The 16,057-nt window shown below is 44.9% G+C and carries 9 protein-coding genes and 2 pseudogenes; 4 read left to right on the top strand and 7 right to left on the bottom strand.

Annotated elements, in window-relative coordinates; all coding sequences use genetic code 11:
• Window positions 1-26: 26 nt before the first annotated feature.
• The 4 genes and pseudogenes from BMW93_RS34710 to BMW93_RS36030 form a co-directional block, all read right to left on the bottom strand.
• Complete coding sequence (locus tag BMW93_RS34710; protein ID WP_090387383.1) at window positions 27-5,690, bottom strand: T9SS type A sorting domain-containing protein; 5,664 nt, start codon at window positions 5,688-5,690, stop codon at window positions 27-29.
• Between the two features lie 330 nt (window positions 5,691-6,020).
• Window positions 6,021-8,858 (bottom strand): DUF6923 family protein, encoded by a 2,838-nt coding sequence (locus BMW93_RS34705; protein WP_143061797.1) that lies wholly within the window; start codon window positions 8,856-8,858, stop codon window positions 6,021-6,023.
• 265 nt (window positions 8,859-9,123) lie between these two features.
• A pseudogene (locus tag BMW93_RS36405) lies at window positions 9,124-9,459 on the bottom strand (helix-turn-helix domain-containing protein); the annotation flags it as partial.
• A gap of 1,127 nt (window positions 9,460-10,586) precedes the next feature.
• Window positions 10,587-10,784: a hypothetical protein gene (locus tag BMW93_RS36030; RefSeq protein ID WP_229241141.1), complete on the bottom strand. Its 198-nt coding sequence runs from the start codon at window positions 10,782-10,784 to the stop codon at window positions 10,587-10,589.
• 126 nt (window positions 10,785-10,910) lie between these two features.
• On the opposite strand from BMW93_RS36030, the gene BMW93_RS36400 reads away from it, so the two are divergent.
• Window positions 10,911-11,111 (top strand): helix-turn-helix transcriptional regulator, encoded by a 201-nt coding sequence (locus BMW93_RS36400; RefSeq protein ID WP_409013137.1) that lies wholly within the window; start codon window positions 10,911-10,913, stop codon window positions 11,109-11,111.
• A 180-nt stretch (window positions 11,112-11,291) separates the two neighbouring features.
• Window positions 11,292-11,651, top strand: a pseudogene (locus BMW93_RS34690) (redoxin domain-containing protein); the annotation flags it as partial.
• Here the strand turns inward: BMW93_RS34690 and BMW93_RS34685 are convergent.
• Both BMW93_RS34685 and BMW93_RS34680 read right to left on the bottom strand, forming a co-directional pair.
• The gene (locus BMW93_RS34685) at window positions 11,552-12,019 is read right to left on the bottom strand and encodes a YnfA family protein (protein ID WP_090387372.1); all 468 of its coding nucleotides are present in this window, start codon (window positions 12,017-12,019) and stop codon (window positions 11,552-11,554) included. The pseudogene BMW93_RS34690 and the gene BMW93_RS34685 sit on opposite strands and share 100 nt — an antisense overlap.
• A gap of 166 nt (window positions 12,020-12,185) precedes the next feature.
• A complete protein-coding gene (locus BMW93_RS34680; RefSeq protein ID WP_090387370.1) occupies window positions 12,186-12,617 on the bottom strand; it encodes a LuxR C-terminal-related transcriptional regulator in 432 nt (143 codons plus the stop codon).
• 567 nt (window positions 12,618-13,184) lie between these two features.
• Here BMW93_RS34680 and BMW93_RS34675 point away from each other — a divergent pair.
• Window positions 13,185-13,904 (top strand): helix-turn-helix domain-containing protein, encoded by a 720-nt coding sequence (locus BMW93_RS34675; protein WP_229241139.1) that lies wholly within the window; start codon window positions 13,185-13,187, stop codon window positions 13,902-13,904.
• An 856-nt stretch (window positions 13,905-14,760) separates the two neighbouring features.
• On the opposite strand, the gene BMW93_RS36395 is transcribed toward BMW93_RS34675, so the two are convergent.
• The gene (locus BMW93_RS36395) at window positions 14,761-14,979 is read right to left on the bottom strand and encodes a T9SS type A sorting domain-containing protein (protein ID WP_177194292.1); all 219 of its coding nucleotides are present in this window, start codon (window positions 14,977-14,979) and stop codon (window positions 14,761-14,763) included.
• Window positions 14,980-15,142: 163 nt separating this feature from the next.
• On the opposite strand from BMW93_RS36395, the gene BMW93_RS36390 reads away from it, so the two are divergent.
• Entirely contained in the window at window positions 15,143-15,508 is a 366-nt protein-coding gene (locus BMW93_RS36390; protein WP_409013136.1) for a DDE-type integrase/transposase/recombinase, read from the top strand.
• The last annotated feature ends 549 nt before the right edge of the window (window positions 15,509-16,057 follow it).

Here is a 16,057-nt window from a genome sequence, read left to right as displayed (position 1 = left end):
CTGACAAATGAACTTTTGTTCGAAGGTTATCTTACCACAAATGTCTTAGTTTGCGCATCACCTTTAATCGACACAAGTCGTAAAACATAGACGCCTGATACGAGTCCTTTTATATTTAACTCTCCGGGTTTGGTCAGTTGTTGCTCCAAAACTCTGACTCCCATCACATTGAAAACCTGTGCCCGATACATTTCAGCATTAGTTATATCAATGGTCAACTTCTCTTGCGCAACAGGATTTGGATAGAGCATTAGTTTATCCATGCCATCAAGCCTTACCACCCTGATTTGACTGTATGCAAACGTTCCGTCATGATCGATCATTTTAAGACGATAATAGTTCATGGCTTTGAGTGGTGCTGGATCGGAGAACGAATAGTCCAGCGCACTTGTACTAGCTGCCTGTAGCGATTTAGACGCTGCGTATCCTATCTTACTCCAGTCTTTGGCGTTCGCGCTGCGTTCAATTTCAAAACCTTCGCTGTTTTCCTCCATTGCAGTGATCCACCTCAGACTTACCGCGGCGCCCTCTGAGAATGCATCGAATGCGGCCAATCTTACTGGAAGCGGTTTTTCCCAGCTGATCGTGTAGGTTGCAGGAGTTGGATCTTGTACGCCTGCCGCGTCTACATAGGCGTATTCAAACGTCGTACTGGTGTAGCCAGAGCCGGTTAGAATGATTACAAACAGCGACGGGTCTGTAAATAAAGTGCCATTTATGATGTCTGAGGCTGTCACTAGAACAGGAGAGCCGGAACCATAGTACCATAGCTCGCCTTGTGTAGGAAGAGAATTAATCACGACACCTTGCGGAGAATTGGTCGCGCCGATAGATCCAAAATACGCGCCATCTTCTGGGTCGAGGCCATTCATCAACGGGCTTGCGATACCATTCAATCCGATTGTCGCTCCCACTGGTGGTTGGCTGGCTAAGACATTTGTTACGTTGTTACTATTGGGCTGCTGATCAAGACCAAAATTTACATCTGAAACACTGGAAGCACCGACGGTCACTGCAAGCGTGCCATTCGGGGAACCATCACTCCCAACTCCCGCACCCACATTTTCTCCGGTATTAACCCAATCAGAAGGTAATCCAACCGAGCCTGATGGTGTGCTAGCATTGGTTGCAGACGTTGAACTTATCGTCACAAGGTAATTAGTGTTGGCGGACACCGGAAAGTTATATGTACCCGAAGCGTCCACTGGTACCGATGCCACGAAAACACCAGAGTTTGTAAACAGATTTGCATAGAGTGGCGTCCCGGACGCGGATTGAATCGGCGTTCCGTCAACCGTGTTGGCGGGACTGCCAGCCAGGCCGAATGCATCGTTATAAACTGTTCCACTGATCGTTAGACAGGCTTCAACTTCAAAATCCGCCGTAGACTGGCAACCGCTGATAATGCCCGCATATCTTACAAGTACAGAATAGGCATCAGCTGCAAGTCCTGTGAACACTGTACCTGTTTGCCAATTACTACCGCCGTCGATGCTATACTCAAATTCGTTGCCTGTAATAGATGTAGGTGACGTAATTGTAAGTGTTCCCAGGCCAGAAGAGCAGTCAAAGGTAGCAGTAGCCTCCGGTGATGGAATTGCCAATCCAAAGCTGATATCATCAATAGCCAAATCATTCCCAGCAGTGCCCTGGCGGTTGTTCCGGAGAACAAGCTCGATATCCGTCCCGTCAGAAGCAAATACCGTAGTAAAGTTCTGCCACTCACTTGTAAGTACGGATCCTGAAGATACTGATGTAATTAGTGCACCAGAATTTGCATCATATATTTCAAAAGAGACGTCTGGCTTGTCGCCCGCAGGAGGGTTGAAATTCGTGATCCAAGAACCGAAGCTGTACTTGCCTCCGGCCAATAATCCTGTAAACCTTCTTCTATAGAAAATTCCCTTTTCAAACGTGGCATCGACTACCAGCATACTTCCCGTTACGTCTTTGGAAGTGTGGTCAAAAATCGGGTCCCCGTAAGTCATTACTGCCGTGGTAGGCATAATGGCATAATAGCCGTATCCGAAATTACCAGTTGCCTTATGATAGCTGATAAGTCCATCAAGTGGGTTTCCCCAATCGCCGTTTTTATATGAACTGAAATCTTCTGTAAAGCTTGCGTCACCGCAAAGCTGGGAAATCGGAGTCGAGCTGTCCAGTTGATTTTCAAACTCTACTACAACAACTTCCCCACACGAAACCACAACGGTCGCAGAAGGGCCAGAAAAGCTAGTCGACGATCCTGCGGCTGTACCTTCATTGTTGCGGATGTCGGTAATATGCCATCCCGCAGTCGGGCTTTGCGTAATCGTGTAGGTACCTGGCGCAACTGGAATGTTGACTGTATTGCTCAGTGGGGAACTGCCAGGACGCACTCTTTCGTCATCCAAGTACACACCATCCTGCGTCCTGAGGAAAATACGATAAGGAATGTTATCCGAAGCATCGTCAAGAAGCACCGAATAAAGCAGTTTTGTACCAGTACTTGCGAGTTTACGCATGTCGTTAATCCCTTGCTCCTGAACCCAGCTATTTGGTGAATCGGATTTGTAAATGAGCGCCACGGACAATGCCCAGATCTCAAGTTGCCCGCTTTCGCTATATGTCACCGCCATTTCTTCAATCCTATCGTCGTCCCAGAGTGGAATCGGGTTTCCGTAAGATGTAATCCCTGTATTGTCATTATTTGCGCCGAATATAAAATTGTTATCCGAGGTGCCACGTTTCGCGTAAATAACCCGATTTGTGCCTGGGAGCGCCGTTAGATTCTGTACGTCGGTTATTCCGGTAGACACCCAGTTCGGATCCGATACGGATTTTTTCCAGACCGTGCCTACTTCGGCGTTCAAATATGTTCCCGTTCTAACAAGGACATAAAGAATATCGTCGTAGTTATGCGCGATGCTCAGGAAACGCTCGCCAGCCAGGTTAAGGGTGATATCCGATTCGGATGAAACACTGTTCAATTTAAATTTGATTTGATCCGCCGACCTGTCAGGACTGACCGAGGTACTGGATCTTACCAGTGAGGTATACCCACCGTTACTACCACCCTGTACTTTGAAGGCAAGCGCACCTGTATTTTGCCAGACGCTGTTGCCTGAAGCTTTGTAATAAATAGTTCCAGGATCCGAAACCCATTGATCCGTTGCAGCTGCCACCGCAAACAACCCTCCCTCGGCATCTCCCGAAATGTGGGTAATTGCATTCACGGCGTCCGGACTGTCATTAAGCGTGTAGCTGCCGCCACCTGTTACGCTAAATGTAAAGTTGGGACTACCTTCTTCACTCAGCGACTTTTGACGAATCTGCAGATAGGATTGACATGCCTGAGTTTGCTGTATTCCAAACACAGCAGCAATTGCATTTGTAGAGAGCACACCCAAATCCAAAATACCATCGATCTGGCCGTCATCTCCTGAACAACCAATTGACGGACAATTTGCTTCCCCGGTATTCGACCAGTCAGCAGGTAAGGTTATTGCAGGGGCAGCAAACTGACCAATTATTGGCGCAGTAGTGGTAAGATAAATGCTGTATTCGCTGCTACTGATAGCACCTGTTAACGTGTATGTTCCGTCAGCATTCACGGGTACCACTCCTACTACCTGCTGCGTCGTTTTATCATAGAGAGCGGCATAAAGTGTACCTCCGAGGTTTGCACCATTCCCATTAATCAAATTGTCGCTCATGCCGTTCAGATCACTCAACACGGAACCAGAAACAATGAGAGGAGTAACATTGACACCAAATTCGCTTGTGCTTCCGGTTGCAGCCATTTCGGTGGCGGTATTTGTGATATAAGAAGTACCGGCTACGAAGCCTTTGCCGGTGACGTCAATTGCACCACTAAACAACCCGTTTGCGTCGGCAGTTAGGGTTCCTAAGTAGCTTTTTCCTTCGCCATGTGGTAGACTTAGGCCGTCCCCCGCGATTCGTTCACCTTTTTGATCATCTGGACTATCATCCGCAATAAAAAATTCAACAACAGCGCCAGCTCCAAACGCCGTAGTCCCGGCGGGGTTTACACCTATGTAGCCGGTTACCGACAATGTATTACCAGCTAATGAGGCCGTTTTGATTACGCCATAATCCATCAACCGGTTTCCTGTTATATTGGATGGCGTTGACAAAAGCCCGTCATTGGGTGTAACGCCCAAATCGGACGAAGAGTTACCGAGATTGATTCCCAGATTCCCATTCGCATAGATGCTATTTTGAGAGAATGTGTTATCATAGGCAAACCCCACAATTCCGTCGCTATCCGTATGTTGGGTATTTACAGCGATTCCAGCGGCATTATTGTTTGCGATGATATTCCCCTCAATACGGTTTTTATAGACACTTACGTCTGTAACAGCCAGGTTCGTGTTGTAATTAACAAGAATGCCGATCTGGTTAGCTAATGCTGTCGTGCCATCAGCCAATACGCCGATGTAATTACCCAATATATTATTGTATTCTGATGCGCCCTTCACTCCAAGCTGTTCTCCGTTAATGCGTATGCCCACAGTAAACGAGTTCACGATGACATTGCGAAGCGCCGGATTGGAAAGCGCCCCTACTGTATTATATGTTGCGGCACGTAGCTGAATAGCCATGCGGGTTCTAAGGGCGCCAGAAGTAGCCAGACCGGTCTTGTCCGTTCCAAAATAATTCCCTGTAATCTGGTTGTTTCCGTTGGGCCTGTTGGTGTAGGGCGCGCCACCATTGTTATAGGAACCAGAGGCCAAGTTTCCAAGAATACCGATTGCCGGGCCGTTGATGCCGGCGAAAATATTTCGTTCGAGATCGTCGCTTGTGCCGTTCCCATCGCTTCCAATTCTGGATGCAATACAATTGTTCATCACGATCGCATAGCCCTGGCCGTCTGCGCTATTAAATGGCCGTAACGGCGTTATTCCGTCATTTGCAAGTCCGAAATAGTTTCCGGCAAACACGAAACCGTCCACGTTAAAGAGTCGGATTGGCTCAGTATTCGTCAGTCCAGTAATAGGCTGATCTTGTGTTGAAAAAATGTTACCTTCCTGGTCGTCGTTGATGCCGTCGCCATTGGTCCCGATCGTCCAGGCTTTTACAGTCGACGCATTTCCAGGCCCGGCAATGCCGCTTGTATTACCGTATACTGCCAATCCGTATCCTACTTGTCCGGGAAACCGCGTGCTGCCAGTTTCGTCCGTACCAAAATTGCAACCCCATATCCATACGTTGTTTGATATCGAAGTACTGTTAGGATCATGGTGAATACCCGCCATTCCACTTGCGCCGTCACCAAAAGTGATAATATTCAAACCGGAGATTACGACATCGGACGAGTTTACTTGCATTCCATATGACACCCCTCCAGGAACTACTAGACGGATGAGTATGCTCCGTGTCAAAAAAGTTCCAGATGCCCCACCCGGCTGACTATAACCATTTATGGTGGTTGGTCGCGTAATACCTGGAAGAACAGAAGCGAGCGTGATGGTTTGTACGCCAGTGCCCAAGATGTTAAAATTAATTGTGTGGGGAGATGCCACGTCCGCGTTGGCATCCGTAATGGCTGCGCGTAATGTTCCTGGACCGGCATCCGCTGTGGACGTTACCGAGTATGTGGAAGCTTGGCTTTCAGCATAGACTGCGGCCATAACAATCATGAACCATAATCGGATCGATAGCCCCAAAAACGTAAAGCGTGATTTCATAGTTTTTTTGGATTGAAAAGTTGAACATAGTAGTTTGACGTTAATCGAAATCAATGGACGAATGATGGTACTCCATTGGGGCACGTAGTTAGATCTTGATAAAGTGATCTATTTCAACTAATTCTGTGTAAGCAAAATATGATTTCCTAGTGATTTGTTTCTTTGCCTAGGAAGCTGCCTGCAACTTCCTAGGCAGCATAATAGCACTGTCGAGCAGCAACCTTCCCGGTTAGAAGTGTAATGAATTATAATTGTGTTGTTGATGAAATGCTTCCAAAGAAACAATAGAAGCCCAATGGACTTCTGATGTTTAACTACCAATAGATTAATCTATTTTCTAACTACAAATGTGTGTGTGTGCTGAGTCCCTTCCTTCGTCTTGACTACGAGTATATAAAGTCCATCGGGCAAATTCGACACGTTTACGGACTGCAAGTTTGACAGACTCGTGAACACTTTAATTCCTGCGCCATTGTAAATCGTCAACGACGACAGACTTTCCTTTTCTATGCCTTTCAGGAACAATTGTACGGATACAGGATTAGGATAGACGCCTGCTGATGAGGTGTCCACTTGCTGAATGCTACGGATTACACTATACGCATAAGTATCATCTGCGTCAACCATTTTCAGTCGGTAGTAGTTAATTCCCGGCGAGGGTGTGATATGTCTGTACTGATAATCCTGCCGGGTCACGCTTTCTCCACTTGATTCTACGAATCCTACAATAGTCCAACTCTTCGCATCCCGGCTATGTTCCACTGCAAAATAACTGCTATTGACTTCTTCGCTGGTCGCCCATGATAGTAAACTCACGCCGGCCTCCGCCTGTGCATCAAAGTTGATCAATTTCACTGGCAACGAATTTACGTCCGTGTCCGTAGCTGTGTTATTTCCCGGATCGGTATCGGTAGTGCCTGCGGGCGGTGTGACGGTAACTACATTTACAAGGTTTTCTATAAGTGTAGCCGGAACAGAAATTGTTACCGTGTAGGTTACAGAACCATTGGGCTGGATCGATACGATATCATTGATCGCCCCTGACTGCGTACCCGCAACAGCAGTGGTACTTCCTGTCGACGCAATTGCGGTATAAGTAACATCTCCTGACGAGATACCGGCCGGCAGCGGATCTGAAACAATGGCATCCATCACTCCGAAAGGTCCATTATTTGTCACTACAATAGTATAAACGGTATTGGTGCCGGGCGTGTATAAAGTCGATCCGTCAGTCTTTGTAACAGATATATCCGTCGGAAATTCCAGCTCTGCGGTAACGCAATGCGCCCCATCCACATTTGCATCCAGAAACGTGGCCTCCGCTATTTTTACACGGGCCCCGGTAATAATATTGAATCGATAAAATCCACCGCTGTTACTGATACCGTAAATATCGCCCGATCCTGTACCCATCATAGCACCAAAAGTCAGCCCGGCTGTCTCCGAGCCTATTGTTACAACTGTGCCGGTAGCTGGGTCAATCGACACCAGTTCCCCGGAACCATTTATGGTGCCATACAAAAGCCCAGTAGTCACACTGTATGTTATGTCTGAGACCGCAACTGCCGGTGAAATTGTAATGGGACTGGCCGTCATCGTCGGGATGTCGATCTTGTAAATTACGCCTCCGGAATTCTGCATGACGTAGTAGTTGCCCTGGTCATCGATCTCGCCTGCCGTACAAACAAATGAAGACGGAAGGTTCGCGACAGGTCCTAAATCCGTTATAGAACCGATCCCATCAATCCTTAAAATGTGGTCAGAGGCTGCAGCTGGCATACCATAGATAAACCCGTCTGTCGGGTTAAAGCCAATACCGTTGTAAATAGGGGTGGTAGGAGAACCTATCGGGCTATAGATTAAAGGATTAGCACTATAATTAACGTTATTCAGCGTCGAGTTGGCCGCTCCGCCTGAGTAAAAAATCTGGGAATCACTACACCTGAATGGTATTGGGTTCGTATCAGTGTCAGTTGCTGAGTTATTGGAAGCGTCCATGTCCGAATAATTGGACGGAGGGGTAATCGTAGCTGTATTGACCAGACTTCCCATAAAGCCAGGAGGTATCGTAATTGTGACAGTATAAGTTACCGAACCGTCCACAGGCAAAGTTACCAAGTCATTTATAGCGCCGAATTGGGTACCCACCACTGCGGTCGTACTTCCCAAGGAAGCCACGGCCGTGTAGCTGACATTTCCAGCAGGAATCCCCATCGGCACGGCGTCCGTCACGCTCGCATCCGTTACGATATCAAAAGGACCGTGGTTAGTCACTACAATAGTATAGACCGTCGTTGAGCCAGGCGTATAACGATTGGTGCCGTCCGTTTTGGTGATGGAAAGGTCTACCGGCAGTTGGAGCGTCGCGCTTACGCAATGCGCACCATCTACATTTGCTCCCAGGAACGATGCATCCGCAATTTTTAACCTGATCCCTGAAGAAATGTCAAATTTATAAAATCCCCCGGAATTGCTGATACCAAAAATATCCCCTGTATTTGACCCCATCATGGCTCCGAATGTCACTCCTGCCGTCGCAGATCCGATTGTTGCGACTGCCCCGGTAGCGGGGTCAATCGAAACAAGTTCCCCGCTACCATTTTTGGTCCCATACAGTAGTCCGGAGCCCGTGCCGAAGGTAATGTCAGAAACAGCCACTGTCGGCGAAAGCGTAATAGCTGTTGCCGTCCTAGTGTTCACATCTATTTTGTACATCTGATCACCGGTATTTTGCATCACGTAATAGTTACCCTGATCATCAATTTCACCCGCTGTACATACAAATGTAGATGGCACGCCCGCAATTGCACCAAGATCTGCGATAGCGCCGGTTGCGTCAATTCTTAATAGATGATTCGACGCAGCGGCCGGCATCCCATAAATAAAATTATCCACCGGGTTAAAACCTATCCCATTGTAAATTGGCGTCGCAGCCGGCCCAACCGGACTGTAACTAAGCGGATTCGCGGCAGAATTAACAACATTTAGAGTTGAACCAGAAACACCGCCAGAGTAAAACATCTGTGCATTGTTACAATCAAAAGGCACCGGAGAAATGATTTGTCCGGAAACTGCCAGCGCGCTAAAACAAAATATTAGGGCTGACAAAAACGCACTTCGTAACGTCTTTTTGGCACTAAAACAACGATTTTGGTAGACATTTTTCACGATTATTTGTAGTTAGATATACGATAGATGTGTTGCAATTGAAATCAGTATAGATTAGATAGAAAATAAGACATCCAGAGTATTTCACCCGACGAGTAAATGTTTTACTGTGATCGTATGTAATACTTGATACCCTTGTCTTGCTGCAGATATTTACGAAAACTAATGGTGTTGAGGTTTCGTGATCTTCCTTCATGTAAAATAGCGAAATTCCTTCTTCAATGATGGGTCAAAAACTGATCAATTAAGTTAGAAATTCTTGTCACTAAGGCCTTATGTGGCGTTTTTCTTGTACAAATTGGCAAAACAGTAAGCATAATATGCTACTCTGTAGTTGCAGGAGAGTCAAATACGCGATTTCACGGGAATAAAATTGTTGCTTATGTTTAGGCTTTATCACCTTTCGTATCTTCCCCAAGGTTTTTTTAAATTCTTTGTTAAAATATTTACCATCTTCATATCCAACTGCATTGGCCACGTAATTAACCCGGCACGCACCTTCTTCGAGCATTTGTTTAGCCATCGTCATCCTAATTCCTTTTACAAGTTCGTTGACCGTAATTCCAGTTAGCAGGCGTATTTTCCTATAGAGGACTGAAACGCTAACCCCCGCCTAGGAAGCCATGTCACTGACATTGAAATCAGGATCAGAAATATTATCATACATTAGCTGTTGCAGATTTTCCAGAATTCCGTCTTCGCGATATTTTGTATCCGGTCGACTGACTATTTCATAACCATATTAGACTAGCAGGGCTTCGCGCGAGCGCAGAAGATTTTCAATTTTCAGACGTAGGACCTGCCTATCGAATAAATTGGTGGTATAAACATCAGCACCTGCTCTTAGGCCGGCGATCTTCTATGAATTTGGCCGCACAGAATAAGCGGGATGTGAGTGGTTACTACGCAAAATTTTAAATCCCTGCAGATACCTATCCCCTCATTTGGTTCATCACGCAAGTCGCATATTATCAATCTCGGATTAATTTGCCTGGCAAGGATAAGTCCCTATGCGCCGCTGGCAGTCTGCGACAACTGACACCGAGTCTTTAATACATCGGTCACAATTTTTTGAAGATCTGGACTACAAGTGTTCATCAGTACGATTTCTTTTCTTTCGAAGACCATACAACTACACAAAAAAGGTTTCGAATCCACTTCCAGACAAATCCAGCTTGAAAATTGCCATGGCCAATCTTGCCTGCAACTCGACCACCCTAATGTCTTTAATTAAGCAGGATAATCTAAATCCATCAAAATATCTGGTAACAAATTTTAAAACTAAAATCGAGTATAACCTGTGAAAATATCAGCTAATTGATAAGCCTTCTTTATCGAAGAATAAAATAAAGCATCGGAAAGGCACTTTCAAAATTTAATGATTTATTTTTTGTGATATTTACAAACTCTCATTTCAAAAAAAAATGATACTCAAAGCTAAAATTAACTTAATTTTCTACCAAAATGACAATATTTTATACAGTCTGTTTTATAAAATATGAGCATATTGTGTCTAGTTCGTAAGATATCAAAGCATATGTTCTACGTCTCAAAATAGTTTAAAGTATACGAAAAAACAAAACAGTTGCTATGATTAACCGAAATGTAAGTTTCGACTAATTATTTGTCATAATCGATGACAGATCGATATATCGGGGGGAAATGAAGGATTGCATTTGTAAACTTTCAGGTAGCTCGGTTGTCTTGGAGTTCGATTCAACGAATGGATCATCCTTTGATAAAACTGAATGCGATCACATTTACTTTCTGATTAGAGTTGGACGCGCAGTAGATAAACAAATTATGGATCTTGTCAGGCAGCTCAGAGAAGCGCACCGGTCTTGTAAGATTATCCTCTACGACTACCAGCGCCCCATTGATTCTGTTGTTGTTTTTTTTCGGGAAAGTATCGATGGATACCTCCATGATAGTTTCACTTTCGGTGATTTTGCAGACTGCATCTCAACCGTAGACTCCGACCGTCTTTACCTAAATACCGAGCTTGTCTTACCTTTATTGACATCAAGACCTGCAAGGAAGATAGACAATCACATGAATTTGACACCCATCGAATCTAAAGTGGCAAGGCTGCTCATGTCAGGGATGAAAAACTCAATGATCGCCAATGAATTGAATAGAGATAGATCTACAATCTGCACAATCAAAGCTAACATCTTCCGCAAAACAAATGTCAGTACTCTCAACGACCTGATGCTTGTTCTCGGGGACTCACAAGTTCTAAATGAAACTTAGCACAGCATCTTTCAATCTATGATAATGGCAAATGCGCCTTTCATAATAAATGGAAGGCGCACAAATCAATCCTATTTTAGAACAAAAGTTTGGGGTTTTGTATTCACTTGCAATACGTGCCCTGTCGCACAGGCGTATGAACAGCGGGTGATCGATCTGAATAAATAGTACGCCTCGAAAGGGTATCCGGTCATTGCGATCAATGCCAACGACGCGCAGCTCTCGCCAAGCGATAATTATGATGCAATGAAAAAGCGGTCAGCCGATAGGAAGTACGCCTTCCCTTATTTGATTGATGAAACCCAGGAAATTGCCAAAACGTACGGGGCTACCCATACCACCACCGTTTTTGTAATCCAGCGTCAGGGCAACGATTTAGTCATTAAGTACATTGGCGCAATTGATAACAATGCACAGGATGCAGCGCAGTCAAGTCAGAACTATGTGCAAAGCGCAGTAGGTGCATTGATGGCTGACCAACCCGTGGCAGTTCCAATCGCAAAAGCGATTGGCTGCGGGATCAAAAGGAAGAAGGCATAGTCCGGGGCGCCCCGACTTAGGGCGCTCCTTGTTTTAAATCCATTGCCTGGGGAATAGTATATGATGAAAACACCGATCAGGGCTATCGCCGCTCCGATCAGATCATATTTGTCTGGTCTAAACCCATCAACTTGCCAAGCCCAGATCAGAGCCATCACAATGAAGATACCTCCGAAGATCGCATAAACCTGGCCAAATCCCTCTGGTTGAAGCGTGGCGACGACACCATACAAAGCCAGAATGATACCACCTAGAATCCCAAGCCATAGTGGCTTATCTTCTTTAAGCCATAGCCAGACCATATATCCACCCCCAATTTCACAAAGCCTGGCCAGGACGAAAACTAATAGAGATTTTATGACGAGCATACGTGAAAGTGCCTTTTCATTGTAAAGTTAAACCGTGGGCTGTAGTCCATGGTCTACAGCCCAAATCAAATATTAATATGCTAATTGGAGAGTCCTTTAAATGAAACAGGATCCGAATTTCGGATCCTGTTCTTTTAGGGATTGCCGGAAGAAAAAATGCCTTGACTTAAACGCGTAGGGCGACTTGGGCGCCGTCCATAGCGCCCATGAGATCAATAATGTTGTCGACATTCGTCTTCCTGAAAATGTTCGATTTGATGGTGCTGATCGTGGAAGGTTTTCGGTCCATTTCCTGGGCGATGATCGAAGGCCTCATCCCGGTAATCAGCAGCCTAGCCATTTTCACCTCGGTAGGCGCGAGCCTAACCGCTCTCTTAGTGCGTCGGCGCGGTTTTCGCATGATCAGTTCGACTACGAGCTCCGTGTTGATATATACCCGGTCAAACCCGATGGCGGCGAGACGATCCCGCAGGTCGCCCTCGTCGAAATTACCGGTCAGATAGGCGTCGATATGCTCCCAAAAAAAGGCTACAAGGTAATTGACCGACTCCCGGTAATCGTACAAAACGATTTTGCATTCGCTATTGACCGACTTCAACTTCCGTATGCTGTTAATAATATATCTGTCGGAACTGTTACCAATCCTGATAAAATATCAAACAAATTTATACCCCGGCCTATTCCTGAAAAAAGCATCGAATGAATTGTATTCTAGGAAAATATATTTCGATGTATCCGATGTGACAAAGCTTATTATTCCCCGCCAGAACATCGGCCGGTCATCGCTAATAGACATAGTGTTTTCAATGCCACCAGTGAGGTCATTCATAGTGGTTAATGATTTTTTCTAAGAAATTATAATTATAAATGAAATGCCGCTATAACGAATGAGAGCAACAGGAATCTCGTTGCAGTTTAAAACTTCATACGCGTACATAAGGGTGATAAAGCTATCAGTTTAATTACATTTTGAGAAGAGTTTTAGTAGAAAATCTTATCTATTTGGTGCGAATTTCCTGTTTACCTGCCGTTCGCTTGCATGGGTAATTGACGGTATAAAATCACGGAATTATGTTTGCGTCATTCCGCCACTTCGAAGAATCCTCTTAAGTAAGTCGACGCACCCTGACGTATGAACAATTTGAAAGAAAGAAACCTTATTTTAGTGATTACCGTAAATACTGACCTTCGTATTTTCGGAAGGGGAATATTAGGAAAGTATGCCCGCATTATTGAAACCAACAATGGAAAAGAAGGCATTGAATATGCCCGAAAGATGAGCCCGATCCTTATCCTTTGCGACGTGTCCATTCCGTTGGCGAATGGTTTTGAAATATGCGGCGGTTTAAAATCGGACGAAGCTACCAGTCATATCGCCGTAATATTGTTGGGCCAGGAGGGGCAGGAAATCGAAGGCCTGCATTCCGGTGCCGACGATTTTATTGTACGCCCCTTTAACAGTAAAATCCTGGGTTTAAAAATAGGTAACATCGTCCGCTCGCGCGAGGCGTTGCGTGGAAGATTTGCACAGGAAATAGCATTGCAGTCGGGCGATTTTGAAGGCGGGCTCCTCGAAAAGCTAAAACAGCTCGTGAACGACAACATTTCCGATCCCGATTTCGGAGTCCACGAAATGGCGTTTCAAATCGGGATCAGCGTGTCGGTACTTTACCGCAAGCTCCGTTTGCTGGCAGGTGTGACCGTGAACGATTTCGTGAAAACTATCCGCATGAACCGCGCCATGCAACTACTCAGAGTTGGTGTTTATCAAGTTAATGAGGTCGCAACCGCTGTCGGTTACGAGGATAGTAAATATTTCAGCCGCGAATTCCGGAAGACATTCGGAGAAACTCCCGCCGAAGTGAAGCGGCACGGCTCGGCTTGAGTAAATTAACTTTTCCACTATCATCTGTGATGGTGACCTGGGCATCACTGATCTTTGGAAAGTTGTTGTCCTCATAGAAATTTCTGCTTTGCGTGATGCCTACCTGACAATCACCTTTCTGATCTGTGATCCAAAGATGACTGTAAGTATATTGTAGCTTGATACAGTTTTTTCAGCCTACAATTATAGGTAAAAATAGAATTCCATAAATCTATGCTAATAATTAAAATCATTACAGAGTTTTTTCCATGTTGTAATATTTGATTTACTTTTTAAGTAGATGCATTATTTCATTATATCTTCATGCTTTATTTTCGATAAAATCAATTTTATAAAATAAGTTTCACAGGCTTGATTTATTGTTAGTATTCAAAATAATATTTTTTAAATTCAAGAATAATTTAAGTTTTTATTATTTAAATTTGTCGCATGTTATTGGTTGATAATTTATATAAAACACGTACTACGAAAATTTGTATTGTATACAATTTATTAATTCTATATGGAAAATTCAGTCATTAACTTTCAACGCTTACAGTAAATGAAATTTCGAAAGTAAAGGTGGGCAAGCCCGCGGACAACACCCAAGATTTCATGGATTGCTCAGGCATTCTCTCTATAAGGCCGTTACAGCTTTACCTGCAAAAATTATAGAATTGTTGTTATAATAGAAGGATTTGCAGACTTGTTAACCGCGACAGGCAACAGTTGTATTACAGAATTCTCTGTGTACCATAGCGAACAGCGGACCAAGTATATGATTGTATTTCGGTAGTTTCATGGCTACTAACGTTGAGTAGTTGAATCACTCCCCAGTTTTACTGGGGAAGTGATTTTAATTTACCTACTATGCTAGCTATTGCCCTTTCACAACACGCTTACTATAATAAAGCCCTCCCCTGATAATCTGATTAATATAAATGCCTTTTGTGAAGTGGTCCATGCTGATCATTTCCTGCCCGCCTATCGCCTTGGCTCTTCTCAATTCTGTTCCCGAAGCATTCAATATAACAACATCATCATTTGCATTTAAACCCCTAATACTAAGCTCGGCATTTACAGGATTGGGAAACATATTGATATCCTGAGATATCGTAAAGCAAGTAAGGCTCGGCCTACATGCAAAGTCTGGAGCACAGACGGGATAGAACTGTATCAAACAGGCCGGCTGAAGGTAATGCGGTACCGAAGAGGTTGGATGATCCCCCCTGAATTCACCACGATTCCTGGAGAGCCGGATGCGTAACGAAAGACGCATGTCGGGTTCGGCGAGAAGGCAAGCGAAACCAATGATTGAGAGATCAAACTGGCGCGCTTGCCTTACTCTACCTTACATGCCACTAAGGAGTGGAAAATGGGCATACTTATGCGTCTGGATGGATCTTTTCTCTCGCCAGATCGTCGGCTGGAAGATTGAGGATTACATGCAGGAAAATCTTGTGAGAGAGCCATTGGAGAAAGCGCTGTTAAGACGAGGAGTTAAGCCAGGGCTAATAGTTCATCGCTCCGGCGAACCGGTCAGATCGTGGCGGTCAATATCTGTCACGCAGAATGAAGTTGCTCGTGAAAACTTTCAAGCTGAGACAAAGCATGTCCCGCGCTGACAATCCGTATGATAACGCATCGGCAGAGTCTCTATGGACGGGGCCGCCCGGCGGTCGATTGAAGGCCGAATTGGATATCCCGAAAGGAGGCTACAGTAGCCTTGCGGCTTTGAGAGCTGAGCTGTTTGACCACGGCGGCGGACCGCTACATTGACGGTTATTACAATACGAGGCGGTTACATTCATCTTTGAACTACCGTAATCCAGATGTTGAGTAAAAGGTCAATCTCCCGGATTTTCCGGGAGATTAGATTTAATATGGGCTCCCGGAACAACCACTGAATCTACCGACAAGTCTTTACTCTTTTGGAGTGGAAGGTGTTGCGTGTACTAAACGTAAAGTCCCCCCAACCAACGCCAAGATTTCATCATTATGCTTTCGAAAACATCCATAGGCGAAGTAGCTCTGTCTGTTTTTCCTGAAAGCATGGATTTTACGCGTTCCGGAGTTAATTTACGAACAAGTTCATAATCAAACCATTACAACCAATCCAGTGAGTCACTATTACGCGTCTCACTGACTTACTGAATGACGCACGACCATATTGA

It is taken from the genome of Dyadobacter sp. SG02 (assembly GCF_900109045.1).
In the GTDB taxonomy this organism is placed as follows: Bacteria; Bacteroidota; Bacteroidia; order Cytophagales; family Spirosomataceae; genus Dyadobacter.
This window is presented reverse-complemented; position numbering and strand designations above follow the sequence as displayed.